General features: G+C 36.8%; 16 protein-coding genes. 8 read left to right on the top strand and 8 right to left on the bottom strand.

Going from position 1 to position 18,985, the window contains the following annotated elements; genetic code table 11:
* The first annotated feature begins 3 nt into the window (after window positions 1–3).
* The 4 genes from OQX63_RS20590 to OQX63_RS20575 are packed head-to-tail and all read left to right on the top strand — an operon-like array spanning window position 4 to window position 5,887.
* Window positions 4–2,361, top strand: coding sequence for an ATP-binding protein (locus tag OQX63_RS20590; protein ID WP_265852688.1), 2,358 nt, complete (start codon window positions 4–6; stop codon window positions 2,359–2,361).
* Between the two features lie 6 nt (window positions 2,362–2,367).
* Complete coding sequence (locus tag OQX63_RS20585) at window positions 2,368–3,690, top strand: hypothetical protein (protein ID WP_265852687.1); 1,323 nt, start codon at window positions 2,368–2,370, stop codon at window positions 3,688–3,690.
* A gap of 1 nt (window position 3,691) precedes the next feature.
* A complete protein-coding gene (locus tag OQX63_RS20580) occupies window positions 3,692–4,807 on the top strand; it encodes a hypothetical protein (RefSeq protein ID WP_265852686.1) in 1,116 nt (371 codons plus the stop codon).
* A 3-nt stretch (window positions 4,808–4,810) separates the two neighbouring features.
* Complete coding sequence (locus tag OQX63_RS20575; RefSeq protein ID WP_265852685.1) at window positions 4,811–5,887, top strand: hypothetical protein; 1,077 nt, start codon at window positions 4,811–4,813, stop codon at window positions 5,885–5,887.
* Between the two features lie 337 nt (window positions 5,888–6,224).
* Here the strand turns inward: OQX63_RS20575 and OQX63_RS20570 are convergent, their stop codons facing one another.
* The gene (locus OQX63_RS20570; protein ID WP_265835668.1) at window positions 6,225–6,467 is read right to left on the bottom strand and encodes a helix-turn-helix domain-containing protein; all 243 of its coding nucleotides are present in this window, start codon (window positions 6,465–6,467) and stop codon (window positions 6,225–6,227) included.
* A 321-nt stretch (window positions 6,468–6,788) separates the two neighbouring features.
* Between OQX63_RS20570 and OQX63_RS20565 the strand changes: the two genes are divergently transcribed.
* Together OQX63_RS20565 and OQX63_RS20560 are read left to right on the top strand one after the other, a co-directional pair.
* Window positions 6,789–8,093, top strand: coding sequence for a hypothetical protein (locus tag OQX63_RS20565; protein WP_265852684.1), 1,305 nt, complete (start codon window positions 6,789–6,791; stop codon window positions 8,091–8,093).
* Window positions 8,094–9,298: 1,205 nt separating this feature from the next.
* Window positions 9,299–10,195 carry a glycoside hydrolase family 25 protein gene (locus tag OQX63_RS20560; RefSeq protein ID WP_265852683.1) on the top strand — a complete coding sequence of 299 codons (897 nt, stop codon included), beginning with the start codon at window positions 9,299–9,301 and terminating at the stop codon, window positions 10,193–10,195.
* Window positions 10,196–10,751: 556 nt separating this feature from the next.
* On the opposite strand, the gene OQX63_RS20555 is transcribed toward OQX63_RS20560, so the two are convergent.
* A complete protein-coding gene (locus OQX63_RS20555; RefSeq protein WP_265852682.1) occupies window positions 10,752–11,849 on the bottom strand; it encodes a mandelate racemase/muconate lactonizing enzyme family protein in 1,098 nt (365 codons plus the stop codon).
* A gap of 45 nt (window positions 11,850–11,894) precedes the next feature.
* Window positions 11,895–12,245, bottom strand: a complete 351-nt coding sequence (locus OQX63_RS20550; RefSeq protein ID WP_265852681.1) for a DUF1016 N-terminal domain-containing protein — start codon at window positions 12,243–12,245, stop codon at window positions 11,895–11,897.
* Window positions 12,246–12,373: 128 nt separating this feature from the next.
* On the opposite strand from OQX63_RS20550, the gene OQX63_RS20545 reads away from it, so the two are divergent.
* Both OQX63_RS20545 and OQX63_RS20540 read left to right on the top strand, forming a co-directional pair.
* Window positions 12,374–14,383 (top strand): thioredoxin domain-containing protein, encoded by a 2,010-nt coding sequence (locus OQX63_RS20545; RefSeq protein WP_265852680.1) that lies wholly within the window; start codon window positions 12,374–12,376, stop codon window positions 14,381–14,383.
* A 10-nt stretch (window positions 14,384–14,393) separates the two neighbouring features.
* Window positions 14,394–14,900 (top strand): FKBP-type peptidyl-prolyl cis-trans isomerase, encoded by a 507-nt coding sequence (locus tag OQX63_RS20540; protein WP_090987807.1) that lies wholly within the window; start codon window positions 14,394–14,396, stop codon window positions 14,898–14,900.
* Between the two features lie 87 nt (window positions 14,901–14,987).
* Here OQX63_RS20540 and OQX63_RS20535 read toward each other — a convergent pair whose 3' ends face one another.
* From OQX63_RS20535 to OQX63_RS20515, 5 genes are all read right to left on the bottom strand, one after another.
* A complete protein-coding gene (locus OQX63_RS20535) occupies window positions 14,988–15,617 on the bottom strand; it encodes a Uma2 family endonuclease (RefSeq protein WP_265852679.1) in 630 nt (209 codons plus the stop codon).
* Between the two features lie 3 nt (window positions 15,618–15,620).
* On the bottom strand, window positions 15,621–16,250 hold the full coding sequence (locus OQX63_RS20530; protein ID WP_265852678.1) for a Uma2 family endonuclease: 630 nt from the start codon (window positions 16,248–16,250) through the stop codon (window positions 15,621–15,623).
* Window positions 16,251–16,292: 42 nt separating this feature from the next.
* Window positions 16,293–17,522, bottom strand: a complete 1,230-nt coding sequence (locus OQX63_RS20525; protein WP_265852677.1) for a hypothetical protein — start codon at window positions 17,520–17,522, stop codon at window positions 16,293–16,295.
* On the bottom strand, window positions 17,515–18,099 hold the full coding sequence (locus OQX63_RS20520) for an RNA polymerase sigma factor (RefSeq protein ID WP_265852676.1): 585 nt from the start codon (window positions 18,097–18,099) through the stop codon (window positions 17,515–17,517). The genes OQX63_RS20525 and OQX63_RS20520 overlap by 8 nt, the downstream gene beginning before the upstream one ends.
* A gap of 119 nt (window positions 18,100–18,218) precedes the next feature.
* Complete coding sequence (locus tag OQX63_RS20515; protein WP_265852675.1) at window positions 18,219–18,914, bottom strand: DUF4397 domain-containing protein; 696 nt, start codon at window positions 18,912–18,914, stop codon at window positions 18,219–18,221.
* Window positions 18,915–18,985 lie beyond the last annotated feature (71 nt).

The following is an 18,985-nucleotide window of genomic DNA, read 5'->3' as shown; positions in this document are numbered from 1 at the left end:
TTTATGTCAAACGAATACAAATATGTTCAAGGCAAAGACTTATTCTTCCAAACTACCCCAGGAAACAGATTAAGTTTCAGGCTTGAAATTGAACCAAATACAACTATTCAAATTTCAGGCAATTCACATGGGAAGATAGCAGTTGAAGGAAGTTTTGTTACATATGAACCTAATTCAGATTTCTATGGAACTGAGAAATTACAGTGTCTAATTAATGACAAAAAAGCTATAATTAATGTAATTATTAATGTTGGATACGCATTCAAAGCAAAAAGCCATATTCTTAGCCTACTTGGTGACGAATTAATAGGAAGTGATAATCTAGCCATTTTCGAATTAGTTAAAAATGCATACGATGCCGATGCTGAAAATGTATTGATTGAATTAGTTAACTTGAATACATCGGAGCAGTCAATTAGTATAGAAGATGATGGAAATGGTATGACGCCGCAGACGTTGACAAATGTCTGGCTTGAAATTGGTACTGATTTCAAAAGAGGAATAAAACGTCAACCAAGTAAAAAATTTGAAAGAATTTCGTTAGGAGAAAAGGGAGTAGGAAGATTAGCAGTTCATAAATTAGGAAAAAAGATAGTTCTTGAGACAAAAACCTTAGAGGAAAATTTCTCGAGTAGGATAACTATTAATTGGCAAAAGTTAATTGACGAAGCAGAATATATTCAAGACACAAGTGTTGAAATAGAAAGAATTGAAGGTTCTCTTTTTCCCAAAAAAAATCAAGGTACGAGAATAATTATTTCTGACTTAAAAAAGGAAAACTGGACAAGAAGGGATCTAAGAGAACTTGCTAGGAAGACATTATCAATAATAAACCCCTTTCAAAATATTGATAGTTTTAGTGTAGAAATAAATGCCAACGATTATCATCAATCTTGGTTTGAGGATGTAAAAGACCCAAATGAAATTCTCAATGAGTCACTTTACTATTTTGATTTTGAAATAAATTCTAATTCAGAAATTAAATGGAGCTACCTTTTTCGTCCACCTAATAATTTCGGCATAGATCGTAATTCTCAAAATTCATCACCTGAAGAGAATCGATTAAAAATTAGTAATAAGGATGATCTATTTGATCACAAACAAAAACATCTCAAAGAAAGTGATCTAAACGGAATTGGTGAAATAAAGGGGCGATTTTATGTATATAATTTACTTACCCCCGTGCTGAATGCTTTTGGTCAAACAAATGCTATAAAATCATTTATTAGAGAAAACTCCGGTGTAAGAGTCTTTAGAGATGGTATCAGAGTTTACAACTATGGTGAGCCTGGAGATGATTGGTTAGGTCTAGATCTAGCAAGAGTTCAAAAATTAGGCGAGCGGTTTAGTAAAAATACAGTGATAGGTTCTGTACAGATAAATATGTCTAGTAGTCATAAGGGCCTAGTAGAAAAAACAAACAGAGAGGGTTTTGACGATAACATATATTTTAAAAAATTTAAGGCCATATGTAATGAAGTTTTTGATTTATTTCAGAGAACCGCAATTTCAGATAGGGAAAAGATTAAAAATTATTTAGAAGATATCAAACCAGTTAAGAAAATTGGATTTTCTGAGACTATTGATGAGTTGTCCGCTAAGTTAAAAGAAAAAAAACTTGATAAAGAACTAGCCCCATTGATGAAACGTGTTCAGAAAGATTATAACGACATGAGAGATGTTATGGTAAATTCTGGAATGTCGGGAATTAATTTAGGTATAGTTTTTCATGAGGTCGATAGGGAAGTTAAGTTTATTAATACTGATTTGAATAATAATTTAGACTTACCACTTATTAAAGAAAGAGTCAAGAATTTAATTCAACTATTAGAAAACTTTTCGCCACTGCTAAAACAGAACAAGAATATTTCTATTGAAGCTAGCAAATTAGTTGTGAGGGCAAAAGATATAAATGGTCCTAGATTTGGGTATCACAAAATAATATTTTCAAGCCCGCTTATTTCTGGAGAATCTCCTGATTTTATGGTTAAAGGCCCGGGCAATTTGCTGTTAAGTTCCGTTTCAAATATTATTGATAACTCCATTTATTGGGTTAGTGTCAAAAAAGAGCTTCAAACATCTGACTTTAAATCTGGTATATTTATTACATCTGACATAAAAAATTTTAGTGGCCCAGCTATAATTATTGCTGATAATGGTCCAGGATTTAATATGGAACCAGAAGATTTGATTTTTCCGTTTAGAACCACCAGACCAGGAGGAATGGGACTCGGCTTGTATTTTGTAAATATTGTTATGGAAATGGTTGGAGGTAAATTATTATTCCCAGATCCTACCGAATTAGATATTCCTAAAGTATACAATGGTGCTGTTGTAGCATTAGTTTTTCCAAACCCCTAGCTAGATATGTTAACGCCTCAAAATAAATTTATCATCGTTGATGATATTGATGATCATCTAAATAAGCTTAGTAAACAATTTCACGATAATGGAATCGGTTGTAGAGCTTTTAAATACGATGCATTTTATAGTGAACCATTAAAAGATATTAAAGTTGCTTTTTTTGATATTAATATAAATCCTAGTGGTGGAAGTTCTAATCCCCAAATCTTTAATAGCTTAGCCGCTGCAATAAAACAATACATTCATGTAGATAATGGGCCTTTTGCGTTGATTTTTTGGACATCCAATACCTCTTTGATAGATGACTTTAAAAAATTCATCCAGATTCGACATTCAAATAATATACCCAAACCATTTTTGATAAATTGCATAGACAAGGACGAATTTTTGACAGATACAGATTCCTTACTCAAATCTAAATTAGATAAAATTTTAAATGATGAAATTTTACAATTACTGTTCGAGTTTGAAGGGAATTTAAGCCGTGCTTCCATTATGGCAATTCAACAGATTTATAAAATTATCCCTAATCAAGATAAGTGGGGAGAAAATGAGATTTTTGCAAAAAACTTTGAACTCATATTCTCCAATATTGCAGTTCAAACCTTAGGATTTGAACACGCGAAGCAAAATCCAGGTCGGGCTGTATATGAAGCACTTTCACAAATAATGAATCATCAAATTTTGAAAGCGGAAATTTCTTCAAAGTGGCCTTCATTTCTCAAAAGTCTAAAAAACGCAGTGATTAGGAAAGATATTTCAATTCCAGAAGGATTTAAGGAAAGTGAGTTAAATGCTATTTTTCATATAGATAAAACAATTTTAGATAAAGAGTCTCGAGGAATAGTAATAAATATTGTAAAACATAGTAAGAGATTTGAAAAAGAGTTTTCAAAAAGCTATGAAGAATGGGTGAAATATGTTATCCCTTTCAAAAGTGGATTTAAAGAAAGTGAGAAAGCTGTTCGTTTAGAGCAAATCTCGAAACTATTAAAATCTTCAAAATTTGTTGCGATTGAAATAAGTTCTGCTTGTGATTATTCTCAGAACAAAAGTCGTTTACACAAATATATTTATGGAATAGTTGTAGACAAAATAGATAAAAAATTAATTGAATCTCCAAGGGAAAGTAGTATGGAAGTTGGAACATTTTTTTTGGATAAAAAGGAATTTCAGATATGGGTTAACTTTAATTTTATTTTTACAGCTTCGCCAAATGATAAGAAACTAGGGACATCCCTTTTTCTTCTAAAAAAAGAAATTGTGGATATGATAGGTAATAGATATGCCAATCATGGCTCGAGGATAGGAATAACAAGCTTTTAATATGGATCTAAAAATAATAGGAACTACTAAGGATTTAAGGACGAATACCGATGTAGTTTATGGACAAGTTAGTATAAATGATTATCTGATTTTGGTTGGTGAAAATTACGATCAATATAGTATTCAGAGAAGAAAGGAAACACATAGAGCGTATAGTCGGATGAAGCTGGATATTAAAGCAGGTGCGCTATTACCTCCAATTACCCTTGCTGTGAATAAATCTAGTGTGACTGAAATTAAAGAAGTTTTATTAACAAATGATCTAAATAATTTACAATCGAAACTTGGTGTGCCTGGCATCTTTAGTATTTTAGATGGCTTACAACGAACGTATGTCCTCAATGAAATTAAAAAAGAAAATTTTGAGTTTAAAGCTGAGCAGAAATTGTTGATAGAGTTTTGGATTGAACCAGAACCTAAACACTTAATATATAGATTAATTATCTTAAATGCTGGACAAAAACCAATGTCATTAAGACATCAAATAGAATTATTATTTAATTCACTTGCGGAAAGATTGAAAGAGTCTATTGAAAATTTAGAGATTTTCAAAGAAACAGAAAATAAAAAAAGGTCAAAGCCTGCTCAATATCCTTTCGAACGTTTAGTAACATCTTATCAAAGTTACCTATGGAAAACTCCTGAATTAAACAGAAATAATCTTGTGGCTCAACAAATGATGGAAGACTCAGTCTTAGATTCAGAAGAAGAAAAGATCAATGAAACCTTTGAGAAATTCGTTTATTATCTAAGAAAGTATACTGAACTTGATATCAACGCTTTTAATAAATATTCAGCCGATGTTAATAAATCCAACTGGTTATCCCTTGAGAATGTAATGACTTCCTTTTTTGCAGCTATAACAGACTTTGGAACTAGTACTGAGAGACTGCAAAGAATAGATTCTTCGCTAAAAAAATTAAACGATGCGCTTACGGGAGGTTACATAGAAGATCCCCTAGGTCTTGAATCATATTTTTCTCTGATACAGGGAATAGCTTCTAGAAAAATTAATGTTGGGGTCGCAACGAGACGATTGCTTTTCTCAGCATTTAAGGAATTTTTTCGGGAAGAGGGAGAAAAAAAATTGTCTGATTGTTGGAAGTCAGAGGCCTAGTTTATGACTAAAGAAGAAATCGAATCAGATGAGGTTGTTCACTTTGAGAATCTCAGTTTTCAAATAAATACAGTTGAGCAAGTAAAAAGTAATATTGCAATTAATGATTTTATAGCCTTAAAACTTCTTGGTATTAATAATAAGTATGAGTTAGATCAGGAAATCGATGTTCGACTTGAAGATGGAAGTTTGATTGGTTCTTTATGTACAAAACCAGAAAATTCTAAACTTGATTTTGACAAGCTAACTGAGAAAAAATATATAGCCTATCTTACTGAAGTGGGGAAGGATATATTTTTAAGCAATGTTCTTGAAATTCATTATTCTTATATAGTAATTAATAAAAACGATATAGAGAAATACTATAACAAATTCTATCAGACTGCTCCAGTGTGGGGTAGTTTTTTTCATAAGTCTAAACTAAGAAATCACAGCAGCAGTACACGAGCAGTTGGTTCAATTACAGCAGTCGAAAGCTTAAAGTTTCCAACTAGCATTCATCATTCCAGTTCAATTAAAGCAATTCTAGAACCTTTCGTTTTCGAAAGATTTTTAAAAAAATACCATCAGATCGAATTATTGATGGATTTAGATATAGTTAATAAAATTCGCAATCTAAAGAATGATCTACTTGGAATAAGTAATTTATTTTCAGAGTTATCTAGTAATGAGTTGAATCGACTTAAAATTATTTTAAATGACAGAATTACTGATTTTGTTTCTTTATCTGCACATCTATACGAAATTGTTCGATTTCCAAATGAAGGTGAAAACATTTTTCAGAAATATACTAAGGCTGGTAATCCAATCAGAGAATTATCGGAGTTTCGTTCATTAGTATCATTACCATCATTTTCAGAAGCAAATATGGCTACAATAAGAAGAACATTAACAGGTAGGACTTATGAGTATTTTTTAATTGATTTAGCAATATACTGGATATATAGAATAAGAAATTCTATTGCACATCAAAGAATAGGAGAATATATTTTAACTGATAAAGAAGAGGAATTTATGCTTGATTTTGCAGAACCGCTGATAGATCATGTTTTGATCCAAATTTATATGTCACGAGTTTAATGTTTATTGGTCTTTTACTATATAGGTATTTTTCTATTTATTCTTCAATATCTCCACTTTCTTTCTTTCACTAGCCAATAATTTTTCGAACAATTCTTTGTTCTCATTAGTGCTTTAAGAAGTTCATCTAGCGGATTGAACGTAAAATTATAATTATTGATGTTATTAGCACCTTGGTTGTTTGAACCTTTGTAGTTATTTTAAATGTTATTTATCACAGCTTTATCCGAGTAAGCTTTTATCGCTTCCACACACACGCCCAAAACTTTTGCGACTTTCTCTAAAGTGTTATCTTCAATTTCTTCGCTTTTCTGAACCTGGTTGCTTTAATGTCTTACTATTTTTCTGTTAATTTAGAAAAATCTAATAATTCCTTTGGGTCAATTCCCAAACCTTTTGCTAAATAAAGTAATGTAATTAGGGAAGGTGCTGTTTCACCTTTTTCAATTCTATGAATTTGACTGTAATCTATGTTGGAAAGTTGCTCAAGTACACGTAGACTAATCTTTTTCTCATTCCTAATGTTTTTCAAATGAGTGCCGAATGATTTAAGTATTTCTTCTTTTTTGAGTTCTTCCACGTAACAAATAAAAAGAAACTATATAATTTATTTGTGGGATTATTTGCATACAAAATAATTACTTTTTATATTTGGTATAGTTAAAATAGGTATTAATAAAAGTCTTGTGATTACAAAATCTGACGCCGTTAACACAAGACAGCAGATTAATGCCCATATCTATGCGTAGATGTATATATTTGTACATCGAAATAGATGTGGGACTGCTGTAAAACCATGTTAACGTAAGGCGTCAGAAACTTTAGTGTAATCATGGTAAGCAGTCCCACATTTATTGTTTGGGGCTGTTCTGCCCAACAAGACTCGTAAAATCATACGAGTATGAAAACTAAATCTATTACCATTGCAGGGAAACTGCGTTCGCAGTTTTATCAATTGCCTTTAGAAAAGGGGAGCAGGGTGTTAAGTTTAGCGGTGCTAGATCAGATCGCTAACGGATGGCATAACACCTTTAGCGTAGGTAAAAAGCCTGAGCCGTTGGCCATACAATCGCGTTCTTTTGATCAGGGTTTGGTAACCGTTCAGGTTAAATTGGGAGAGGAAGAGGCAAGGGTTTACATTGGGGTAGAATACGATCATCTGTTGGTGAGCTGTAGTTTGGATACTGATGAAAGCTACCTGGGGCATTATGCTTACCTTACTTTGCGGGCCATGATGCGGAGTGGGTATTGCGATTTTCAGGAATATTACTGGCCGGCAAGTTTTGCTTTGGGCAACAAGCGGTCGGGATATGTAGATGTGGTTAAAAAACCTGGTGGTTTCGCTATTACCTTGAAGAAAAAGTTTAGCGGTTTGTTTAGGCCTGGTGATGATTTGCCGGATGTTACCGAACGTGTGGTGGTACCGCGTGAAAGGCTGTCGGGTAAACACGACACGGCACGCCTGGCCCCGGTGAGCATTGGTTATTGTTTCGCCAATACCGATCTGCAGCATTTCAACAGCAACCATTATCCTTTTTTAGTTCCTTATGTTTTTGCGGCCACGGCTTACCTAAAAACGGTTAAATCTTTTAAACGTTTTGTGTTTAATCCGCACGATGTGGAGGGTATAAGCCTCTCGCCTCAGCAGGAGGAGCTGAACAGTATTTGCTTCGCCATGAAACCGCTGGCGGCCATACGTTTTAGCGCCAATGTCCACCTACCCGAAACCGCGGCTAAAACCAATGCGGTAAACGATGCCAACCAACTCGTCCTTTTTAAGTTTTGGAACAAGGCTTTACCGCTATTGATGCAACAGCGTTTTACCCATTACTTTTATACTTATGGCCTGCGTAATGTTACCGGCAAACCTGTAATGCGTGATATGAAACTGGTTGAATTTTCGATGGAGGTGCCTGTTTTAAGCTTTGTGTTAAAAGATGAGGGCGATTATTACGAACTGCAGCTTAAACTTAAGGTGAAAGGGAAAAGTCTGCATTTTAATAGCGATAAGCCTGGGCTATTTTTAGTTTGCGATAGGGTTAAACCGTATTTATGGTATTTGCTTGAGGCTGAAATGGATTATAAACTGGTTTGGTTTTTTAGTAAGGTGAATTTTAGGGTGCAGGTACCGAAAGGGTATTATAGGGATTTTTTTGAGGGGTTTGTAGAGGGGGTGGAGAAGTGGTATGAAGTGAAGAGGGGGTGAAGGGGGTGTTACTAATATGGTCGTCATTCCCGCGCAGGCGGGAACCTTAAAGCGGTCGCTATTTTTTACCTCAGGCTCGGGCTTGCCTCGGCTCACCGCCGCCGAAGGGCTCTTTCTTTTGGCTTGGCCCAAAAGAAACAAAAACCCAAGGCTTGCATCCTTCCTTGTAAAAACCTACGGAAATCTTGATAGCGGCAGCATCGAGGCTCTTAGCCCTTGCTCTATTCCACCGCTCCCGCTTTGATCCTGCCTTGGGCTGTGGGGTATGAAGTGGGGGTGCAAAGATTTCCGTGCTTTTTCCGGCGGAAATCTGCGAGGCCGGTAGCAGGGCGCAGATAGCATGGTGTATAGGGATAATTTCTAACAGGGTCGTCATTCCCGCGCAGGCGGGAATCTTAATGCTTTCACTTGGTTCTACCTCATTTTTTCTGTCATCCTGAGGCACGAAGGATCTTTTGATTTAAAGATTTGCTTCGCAGAGCCTACGCGGGTTCTTCACTGCGTTCAGAATGACAGTTAAAAAGATTTTTTCTCTTCAGCAGAGTCTTGCCTCGGCTCACCACCGCCGAGGGGATCTTACCTTTTTCTTGATAAAAAGGTAACCAAAAATCAAGGCTTGGATCTGATGTCGGATAAATTCGTCAAAGCTTTGAGGTCGTCAGCACAAGCCCCGATGAAGGATCGGGGAGGGCGTGCTGCCTCTGGGTAGTGGTAGGTTGAAAGGAGGTGCAAAAGCTTTAACGTTTTCTCCTTCCATCATTTCCTAGGCCGGATAGCAGGGTGCAGATAGCATGGAGTAGAGAAAAGCATTCATAGATTGATCCCTTTGAAACTATGAGGGGAACTCCCCGCCTAATCTAGGAGGGGTGGGGGTGGTTATGAGGAGATTTTCTTTTAGTCCTTTCCCTTTCAGAGGAAAGGTGCCAGTAGGCGGATAGGGGTTTAAGGCACTCGCTATAATACGGTCGTCATTCTCGCGCATGCGGGAACCACGAAGTGCTCAGCGAAGCTAATCTTAATGCTTTCACTTGGTTTTACCTCATTTTTTCTGTCATCCTGAGGCACGAAGGATCTTTTGATCTAAAGATTTGCTTCGCAGAGCCTACGGGTTCTTCACTGCGTTCAGAATGACAATTAAAGGTTTTCTCGAGACCCTGCCTTTTTTATTTCCATACATTTTCCTCAACTTAGTGGCATTAATAACTATGCCTCCAGATAAAAGAACCCCAATAAATAAAAGTCCGGTTGCCAGAAAACCTGCCGTTAGGAAACCGGTAGGCAGAAAATCTTCTGCGGGTAGAAAAAAGAAGAATGGTATTTCCGTGCAATTGAAGTTGGTTATTGCTGGTTTATTGTTGATTTTACTTTCTCCATTTTATTACGGTTATGTATTAAGAAGTTTTGTGGCTACCTGGCGTTGGGTTAAAGACTGGGGGCAAGACCCTAATTACAGAACTTACGAAAGTTTTAACATCAAAATCCCTAAAAAATATACGGTTCACGGCATTGACGTTTCTTATTACCAGGGCAAAATAAACTGGCAGAAAGTAAAGGAAATGAAGGAAGATGAGGTGAGCATCCGTTTTGCCTTTATCAAAGCTACAGAGGGATTAATGCTGGTTGATCCCTATTTTCAACGCAACTGGCGTGAAGCCCCAAAAGCAGGGATTATTTGCGGAGCCTATCACTTTTTCAGGCCAAAAAAGGACGGTAAAACGCAGGCTAAATTTTTCTTACAGGTGGTCAATATCGAGAAGGGTGATTTACCACCCGTGGTGGATATTGAATCTTTAGATGGCGTTTCTGCGCTAAAAATGCGGGCGGAACTGGCTGATTTCCTTAATTATGTAGAAATGAAAACTAAGGTAAGACCAATTATTTATACCGGGCTTAAATTTTACGAAGATTATTTGGGTGATCATTTTGATGATTATCCTTTATGGATTGCACATTATTATCAACCAAAATTGAGAATGGATAAAAGCCGCTGGAAATTCTGGCAACACTCCGATAAAGCCAAAATTAATGGTATTGGACATGTGGTTGATTTTAATGCTTTTAATGGTGATAGTTTGGCGTTGGATAGGTTGTTGGTTCATTAGTCATTATTTATTAACGATAAGCCTGATTTTTTTCGCTCTATGCCGCGGGGCATGGTAGTTTTTCACAGTTAATATTGTTTTTAGTGGTGTTCAAGAATGCTGCGCATTTTGACGCGCCAAAGTACCCAAAGCGCTTCGTCAATCCAGCAATGGGCCTTTTGCACATAGCCGATGCACATCAAAAAAACAGCGGCACTTTGTTTTGTTCGTTAGGGGTTAGTGAAAGGCTTTTGCAAACATGAAGCACAAAACTCACTGCGTTTGAGGTTTGGTAGTGCTAGTTGTCCTGGTCTGCACCTGTTTTTTTGATTCACCTGGCCCTTGGGATTGACAGGCGTACTTCGGTAAAACCTGCGTATTTTTAGAGCAAGCTAGCATAATGCCTAAAAACAAATGCCGGAGATATGTACATACGCTGGGAGCTTTAGGATAAGCGATCTGTTTAAGAGGTTCAGTACGTCGTTAATAAATAATGAATAGATATTGATTTGGAGTTTAATTTTTTTAATCGGTTAATCGACTCCAAACGCCAAACGCTCAACTCCAAACTCGTAAACTAAACCGTCCAGCTTTCACATTTCTCTAAGAAAAACTCATCAGCTTCGGCGCCGATACCGATTTCTTCGGGAACATCAAGATAGTAGCCATTATAAGTTAAGCCACCAACCACTGGATCAACTAAATGCCCCAATAGCGCTGTATCTAAATCAAAAAACTCAACATTAGGGCTGGCCAAGGCAAAATGCAGGTTGGCGCTTAAAGCAATCCGGGTCTCGAGCATGCTGCCAATCATACATTTTACACCATGTTTTAAGGCTTCTTCATGGATTTTCTGCGCTTCGAGTATACCGCCAGACTTAGAGAATTTAATGTTTAAATAAGTTGTTGATTGGCTGTTGATCAGTTTTCGGGCATCGTGGTGGTTATAACAGCTTTCATCGGCCATTAATTTAATTGGCGAATTCACATTCAGTTCTGGTAATTGATCATCATACCAGGTGCGCATGGGTTGTTCGCAAAATTCAATATTGTATTTTTCCAATTCGCCCAAAGTAAACAAAGCATCATCAAAACTCCAGCCCTGATTGGCATCCAGGCGTAAAATCAAATCTTCGCCTACGGCTTCGCGGATGTGTTTTACCCTTTGTATATCATCATGTACCTTTTTGCCCAGTTTGATTTTCAAAATCCGGCAACCCTGACTTTTATATTTTAAAGCTGTAGTGGCCATTCCCTCTGGTGTATCAATACCAATGGTCATATCGGTTTCAATGGTGCGTTTGGTTCCGCCAAGAAATTTATACAAGGGTAAGTTTGCATTTTTTGCTGCAATATCAAACAAAGCCATATCGAAAGCACTTTTAATGGTATTGTTATGATCTGCATAACCCAATAAATCGTTCATCCGCTCCGGAATTTCTAAAGGATCTTTACCTTTTAAAATCGCAGCGAAATCTTTGGCCATGGCAATACAGGTTTCCTGTGTTTCGCCAACAATCATCGGGAAAGCAGAACATTCTCCAATGCCGTGGATACCTGCATCAGTATAAATCCTGATCAGTACATTCTGTGCAAAATGCATGGTTCCCGTGGCAATAACAAAAGGTTCCATCGGGATGCTAAAGCGGTATATTTCGGTGTGGGTGATTTTCATGATTTTGAGGTTGAAGGCTGAAGGTGTAAGGTTGAGGGTATAAGGTTAAAGGTTTAGGGATTGTGAAACGGCATGAAGCCGATAATGTGTCCAACTCAATTCGTGACGCACTGCGTCACGAATTGGAAATGACTTGTAAAAGCCTCTTATATTTCGAAGATTGCTTTCATCAAAACCTTTCCCAAATTCCAAAGTTAATTGATTTGAAAGGGTCTTTAAGGTCGCAGCACCATACTCCGCTCGCAATTTTCCCTGCTGCTCGTCCTCAACAATAAGCTTTCCGATTTGCCAATATGATTCTAGCAATGCAGAATTTGCCGCACGGAATACTTTTAAGCGAGATTGACTAATAATTTCTCTTACGGCAATAAATAACTCATTTTTGCTTAATTCCATCAATCGTATAGATTTCTGACTAAAGTATAAAAACAAAAACTAAATAGAAACAGGTTTGTAGATTATTAATAGATTTACGCCTCGAAATAAAAATTCCATTTTCCCTCTTACATTTTACATTTCAAGTCATGTCTGAAACCAATAATTTAATCCACGCTTCATCACCATATTTGCTACAGCATGCCCATAACCCGGTTGATTGGTATGAGTGGGGGGCAGAAGCGCTAGAAAAAGCCAGATCTGAAAATAAACTGATATTGGTGAGCATTGGTTATTCGGCTTGCCATTGGTGCCATGTAATGGAGCGCGAAAGTTTCGAAAACCATGAAGTAGCCGAAGTGATGAACCGGCATTTTGTATGCGTTAAAGTCGATAGGGAAGAACGTCCGGATATTGATCAGATTTATATGTATGCCATTCAGCTTATGACAGGTAGTGGCGGCTGGCCTTTAAACTGTATCTGTTTGCCAGATCAGCGCCCAATTTATGGTGGCACTTATTTCCGAAAAAACGATTGGATCAATATTCTGGAAAATGTTGCTGCACTTTGGGCAAACGAGCCTGATAAAGCCATTCAATATGCCGAAAGGTTAACTTCTGGTATTAAAGACAGTGAAAAGATAATCGCTTCTGTAACTACAGAAGAATATACCCACGAACATTTAACTGAAATTATCGATCCCTGGAAACGCCATTTCGATATTGGTTACGGAGGTTATAACCGTGCACCGAAATTTCCTTTACCCAATAATTGGGTCTTTTTATTGCGTTATGGCTTTTTAAAAGATGATGAATCTGTTTTTACAGCGGTTTGCCACACACTGGAAGAAATGAGCAGGGGAGGTATTTACGATCAGATTGGAGGTGGTTTTGCGCGTTATTCGGTTGATGATAAATGGCATGTGCCGCATTTTGAGAAGATGCTTTACGATAATGCACAATTGATCAGTCTGTATGCAGAAGCTTACCAGTGTACCAGGTTCGATTCTTTTAAACAGACGGTGGTAGAAACTGTAAATTGGGTTTCTGATGAGATGACTTCTACAGATGGATTGTTTTATTCGGCATTGGATGCGGACAGCGAAGGGATAGAAGGCAAGTTCTATGTTTGGGATAAAGCAGAATTCGACCAGGTTTTGGGAGAAGATGCACAATTGATTGGCGCTTATTATAACATTACCGAAGAAGGTAACTGGGAGGAAGAACAAACCAATATCCTGCGCAAAACCATCAGCGATGATGATTTATTTGCAAGATTTGATATTACGGCGGAGGTGCTTTACGATAAGGTAAGCGCAGCTAAAACAAAATTAATGGCTGTGCGGAGTAAAAGAGTCAGGCCGGGTTTGGATGATAAATGTTTGACTGCCTGGAATGGTATGATGATTAAAGCTTTGGCCGATGCTGCAGAAGTGTTGAATCATGAGTCATATTATGAAAAAGCTTCAACTGCAGCCCGTTTTATTTTAAATCACTTAAAATCAGAAAATGGCGGCTTATACCGGAACTATAAAAACGGAAAAGCATCTATTACAGGTTTTTTAGATGATTACGCGTTTTTTATCGAAGCTTTAATTGCATTGTACGAATATGATTTTGATGAAAAATGGTTAGAAGAGGCAAAATCCTTCACGGATTATGTGATCGCTAATTTTACAGATCCCGATTCGCCGATGTTTTTTTATACCTCTGCAGAAAGTGAAGATTTAATTGCCCGTAAGCACGAAGTGATGGATAATGTAATCCCGGCTTCGAACTCTACCATGGCGCAAAATTTGCAGCAACTGGGTTTGCTTTTTGACATAGAAGCATATACTGAAAAAGCTTCTGAAATGCTTGCTGCGGTTCAACCTAAAATCAAAAGTTACGGTTCTGCTTACTCAAACTGGGCTGTTCAATTGTTAAACGAAATTTACGGCATAAATGAAATTGCCATTACCGGTTTAGAAACGGATGTTGTTAAATTAGAATTACGTGGCCATTATATTCCGAATAAAATTACATTGGGTGGAACAAAAAGTAACTTACCGCTGTTAAAAGGTAAGCAAAGCAATGAAACAAAAGTTTATATTTGCCGAAATAAAGTATGCCAGTTGCCGGTTAACACTGTTGAGGACGCATTAGAGTATTTACAATAAATTAATTTAAATGAATATTTCACCAAACTCTGTAGTAGCGTTAACTTACGAATTGCATACTACTAACGAAGAAGGACAACAAGTTTTTGTAGAAAAAGCTGACGAACAAAATCCTTTAGTATTTTTATATGGCGTTGGCATGATGTTGCCTAAATTTGAAGAGCATTTAACCGGTTTAAAAACTGGTGATGAATATTCATTTGAACTATCTGCAGCAGATGGTTATGGTGATATTGATCCGGGTGCTTTTGCCGATCTTCCAAAAACGATGTTTACCGAAGCTGGTGGCGAATTGCCAAATGTTGGCGATGTGATTCCGTTACAGGATAACAATGGTAACCAATTCAGAGCAGGTGTTACTGCAGTACATGATGAAACGATCTCTGTAGATTTAAACCACCCAATGGCTGGTAAAAACTTAATGTTTAGCGGTGTGATTTTAAATGTACGCGAAGCTACTCAAGATGAATTGGCTCATGGTCATGCTCACGGAGCTGATGGTCATTCAGGTCACTAAGAAATAAAATATAAATGATATTAAAGAAGTCAAGTTTTGAATGGCAAATTGCCGTTTAAACTTGACTTCTTTTTTTAATACCCATTTTTAATCCTGAAAAACCTGTTCCAAAATCAGTTTAAGGCCGGGTATAATTGACGTAGTCACCTCTTCACCTTCAGTAAGCATTTTGGTAGGCTGAAATTTGCCCTTTTCATCCAGGATATACCTGAAGAATGTTTTGTCAGAAAGACTCACAATCCAATATTCTTTTACACCTGCTTCTTCGTAAACTTCGTATTTATTAATCAGTTCCTTTTTATTATTTCCTGGCGATAAAATCTCGACCACGATATCCGGGGCACCAATGCATCCACGCTTATCCAATTTAGCTGGATCGCAAACTACCACAATATCGGGCTGCACAACGGTAAAAACTGAGCTGTCATCCTGAGTTTTCTTGGCCAAACGTACATCAAAAGGCGCAGTATAAACACGGCAAGATTTACCTTTGAGCGCATTGTAAATCGGAACGAATATGTTGCCTGAAATACCCTGGTGAATTCGGGAAGGAGCAGGACTCATTTTGAACAAGTGTCCTTTAATAATTTCTAAGCGCTCTTCAAATTCGAAACGCATATAATCCGCATAACTGTATAAAGCAGAAAAATCGACCTCGTTTAGTGTCTTGTACGCAGGTTGTTCATCTTCAGTTGGGTAAGGTTTAATATTTTTCATAAGTTAATCTTTAAATACCTCTTCCAATACCAGTTTAAAACCAGGAATAATTTTGGTAGTCACCTCTTCACCTTCAGTAAGCATTTTGGTAGGCTGAAATTTGCCATTTTCATCCAGGATATACCTGAAAAATGTTTTGTGCGTAGGACTCACAATCCAGTATTCTTTTACACCTGCTTCTTCGTAGACTTCATATTTATTGATCAGCTCTTTTTTATTGTTGCCTGGTGATAAAATTTCGACAACAATATCAGGTGCGCCAATGCATCCACGTTTATCCAGTTTAATCGGATCGCAAATTACTACAATATCGGGTTGCACTACGGTAAAAACTTCTCTGTCATCCTGAGTTTTCTTGGCCAAACGCACATCAAAAGGCGCTGAATACACTTCGCATTGATGACCATTCAATGCATTGTAGATAGGGTTAAAAATTCTTCCTGATATTTTTTGGTGCACCCTGGAAGGGGCAGGGCTCATTTCAAAAATGTATCCCTTTATAATCTCTAAACGTTCTTCAAATTCGAAGCGCATGTAATCTGCGTAACTGTAAGTAGCAGAAAAATCTATCTCGTTAAGGGTTTTAACGGGAGGTAGTTCATCTTCGGTTGGATAGGATTTGATATTTTTCATATATAAGGCGTTTAACCAAATATACTAAATATCTTAGTTTTTTTAAAAATCAATTTTCAACCGCAGTCCACCATTGGTCAGGTTAAGGTTTTCCTTCGAGAAAGTTTTCATTGGCAATCGTAAAAAAGGCTCGATAGCAATGTTATTCTTTTTGGATATTTTTTGCTTATAGCCCAAAGAAAAATTGTAGAATCCGATATATTTATCAGGATCTATATTTGCTTCGGGTTGCGGCTCAACCTTTTTTTCTTGTACAATCATGGTCTTAGAATCGGCATAACCATTTACTGCGGGAGCAGAGAAACTTTGAACCTGATTAACGATATAACTGTTCTGCTGTGAGTTATTTAAAACAGCAAGGGCAGAAACCCCAACGTTGGTGTAAAGTTTATCACTGATGTTATATTTTAATTCTAAAGGCACATTAATTCCACGTACTTTGGCATCAACTGAGGCTAAGTTTTTACCCGATAAGGTTTGTGGTGCAGAAGCATTTAAAGATTCTGTTGTACTAATAGAAGCATAAGATACACCAGAACTGATCGATAATTTGTTGGCGATGGCATACGATAAAGAAAACCCATAATTCATGGTTACTTTATTGTCATTACCCATAGCAGGAGCAACGTATACATCAGGCTGCCATTTAGAGTTACCACTTGCTTTATCGACTGGTTTTTGTTGGTTTGCATAGCTATCCTGAGCAAGCAACTTTTCGAAATTTGTTTGGTTATTAATGGGTTGAGGTTTTTTCTTTTCCGTTAAGATTTCAAACTGTTTTGATTTTAAATCGGACAAATTTATCCCCGAAAGTTTATTATCCAACAGGTTATGATTAACCGGATTTGGTTCTCCTGACGTATTGAAAACCGCATATTCTTGCTGTTTTTCGAATATGGGTGTTAAATTTCCTTTTGTTGTATTGGATTGATGCGCTAAATTGTTCGCAGTCGGCACACGCTCATTAATATCATTTTTTAAGGATGGCTCTTCATCTTTAACTGTAGCGGATAGATCAGTTGTTTCAGCGGCAATATTATGATGGGCCTTAGGTTTAGTTGTAGCAAAATCTTTTTTCTGACCGGTATTATTTTGCGCCAAAAATACACCTCCGAAGATAAAAATTATGGCAGCAGCAGCCCATAAAGGCCAGAAAGCGATGCCTCTTCTCTTGTTTTTTTTCTCCGAAAAGCGCTCCCAGGCACCATTAGAATAAGCTTCCTCATGGTTTTGGAGTTGCGCAGTAATATGCTCAATTAATTCCTTATCCATTTTTTTCGTATGAATTAACCATGGTATTTAGGTAAAGGGTACGTAACTTATTTTTAGAACGTGTGAGGTAAACACGACTGGAACTTTCAGGAATGTTTAACATCTTCGAAATTTCATCGTGGGCAAAGCCCTCAATTTCATATAAGTTAAATACCAGTCTCTGCGTATCTGGTAAGTGATTTAGTAAATTCAAAATATCATTAACGTGTAGTTCCGAAGCAACAGAAACCTGGGTAGCCGGATGTTCGCTTTCTGCTAAATCATCCACATAAAACTGAATTTTATTACTCCGGATCTTATCTATAGCCGTCCGCGACGCAATCTGGGCAATCCAACCTTTAAATGACCGTTGTAACTCTTCCGGATTTTTTGGCGCTTTGAAGCCACCAACATGTTTGAAAATCTTGATAAAACTATCATTTACAAGCTCTTCACTATCCGAAGTATTTTTGGTATACCTTAAAATTATGCCCATTAAATAGCCATAAAATGATTTATACATCATTTCTTTACAGCTATTGTCGTTTTTTACGCAGCCTTTTAAAATTTCCTCAAAACTGAGTATTTTTTTTATCACCCTTGTAAAGGACTATTTATTAAAGGTTTATCATAATTGCTTGATGGCAAATTTAAGAAAATAACACCACCCAATTTGGGCGGTGTCAATTTTCGTTTTCACAGGTAGAGAGAAATATTTTATTTATTCGTCATCACTGATAAGCCAACTCCGGTACTATCAGTTTTACTTGATAAGCCTTTAGCCCAGATGGTATAAATTTTACCTTTTTCAATTTTAACCGCAGGCAAGCTGGCTTTAACTGTTCCGCCTTGTTTTAATTGGAAAGTATAGCTGTCATTTGGTGTTATAGTGCTAAAAGTAGTGAACTCTTTAAATGCTTTTGCCGTAAATAATGGTGCATCTGTACCTGCAATGCCCAAATCAAATGGTGCAGAACCTGGACTTAAGTTTACAAAACGAACTTTAGCCTTATCAGTTTCAGGTGCTTTTAAATCATCCTCAAGGATTAAAAGTTTTGTAGATTTTAAGGTATCTACTACAAAAACCGAATAAAATGATCCTGATTTTAAGGTAGCGTTAGCAGTAGTTAAATATTTTAAAGTATCCTTTTTTGCAACACCAACCAATCTTATTCCCGGATAAGCAGCATAATAGCCAAGATCTTTAGTATAAGTAAAGCTGTTTATCTTTTGGTTATCCAATATAAAATCAAGCGCAGCCGTTCCTGGTGATGCATGAATAAAGCCAATACCGGCAGCTTCTATCGGATCATTGTTAAAATCCTTTTTGCAGGCTGTTATGGTTAAAGTTATAGCAAGGAGAGAGAGTATAATTTTTGTCGTAGTGCTAAAATTTTTCAAATCCGTTTTCATTTTAATGTTTTAAATCAATCTTTGAACAAAATTGGTTAATGGCCATTAACGCTTTTTTCTTGTAAAACGAT

It is taken from the genome of Pedobacter sp. PF22-3 (genome assembly GCF_026239555.1).
Lineage (GTDB): Bacteria > Bacteroidota > Bacteroidia > Sphingobacteriales > Sphingobacteriaceae > Pedobacter.
Note: the sequence above shows the minus strand (reverse complement) of the source record. Positions and strands in the feature narration are given on the sequence as shown.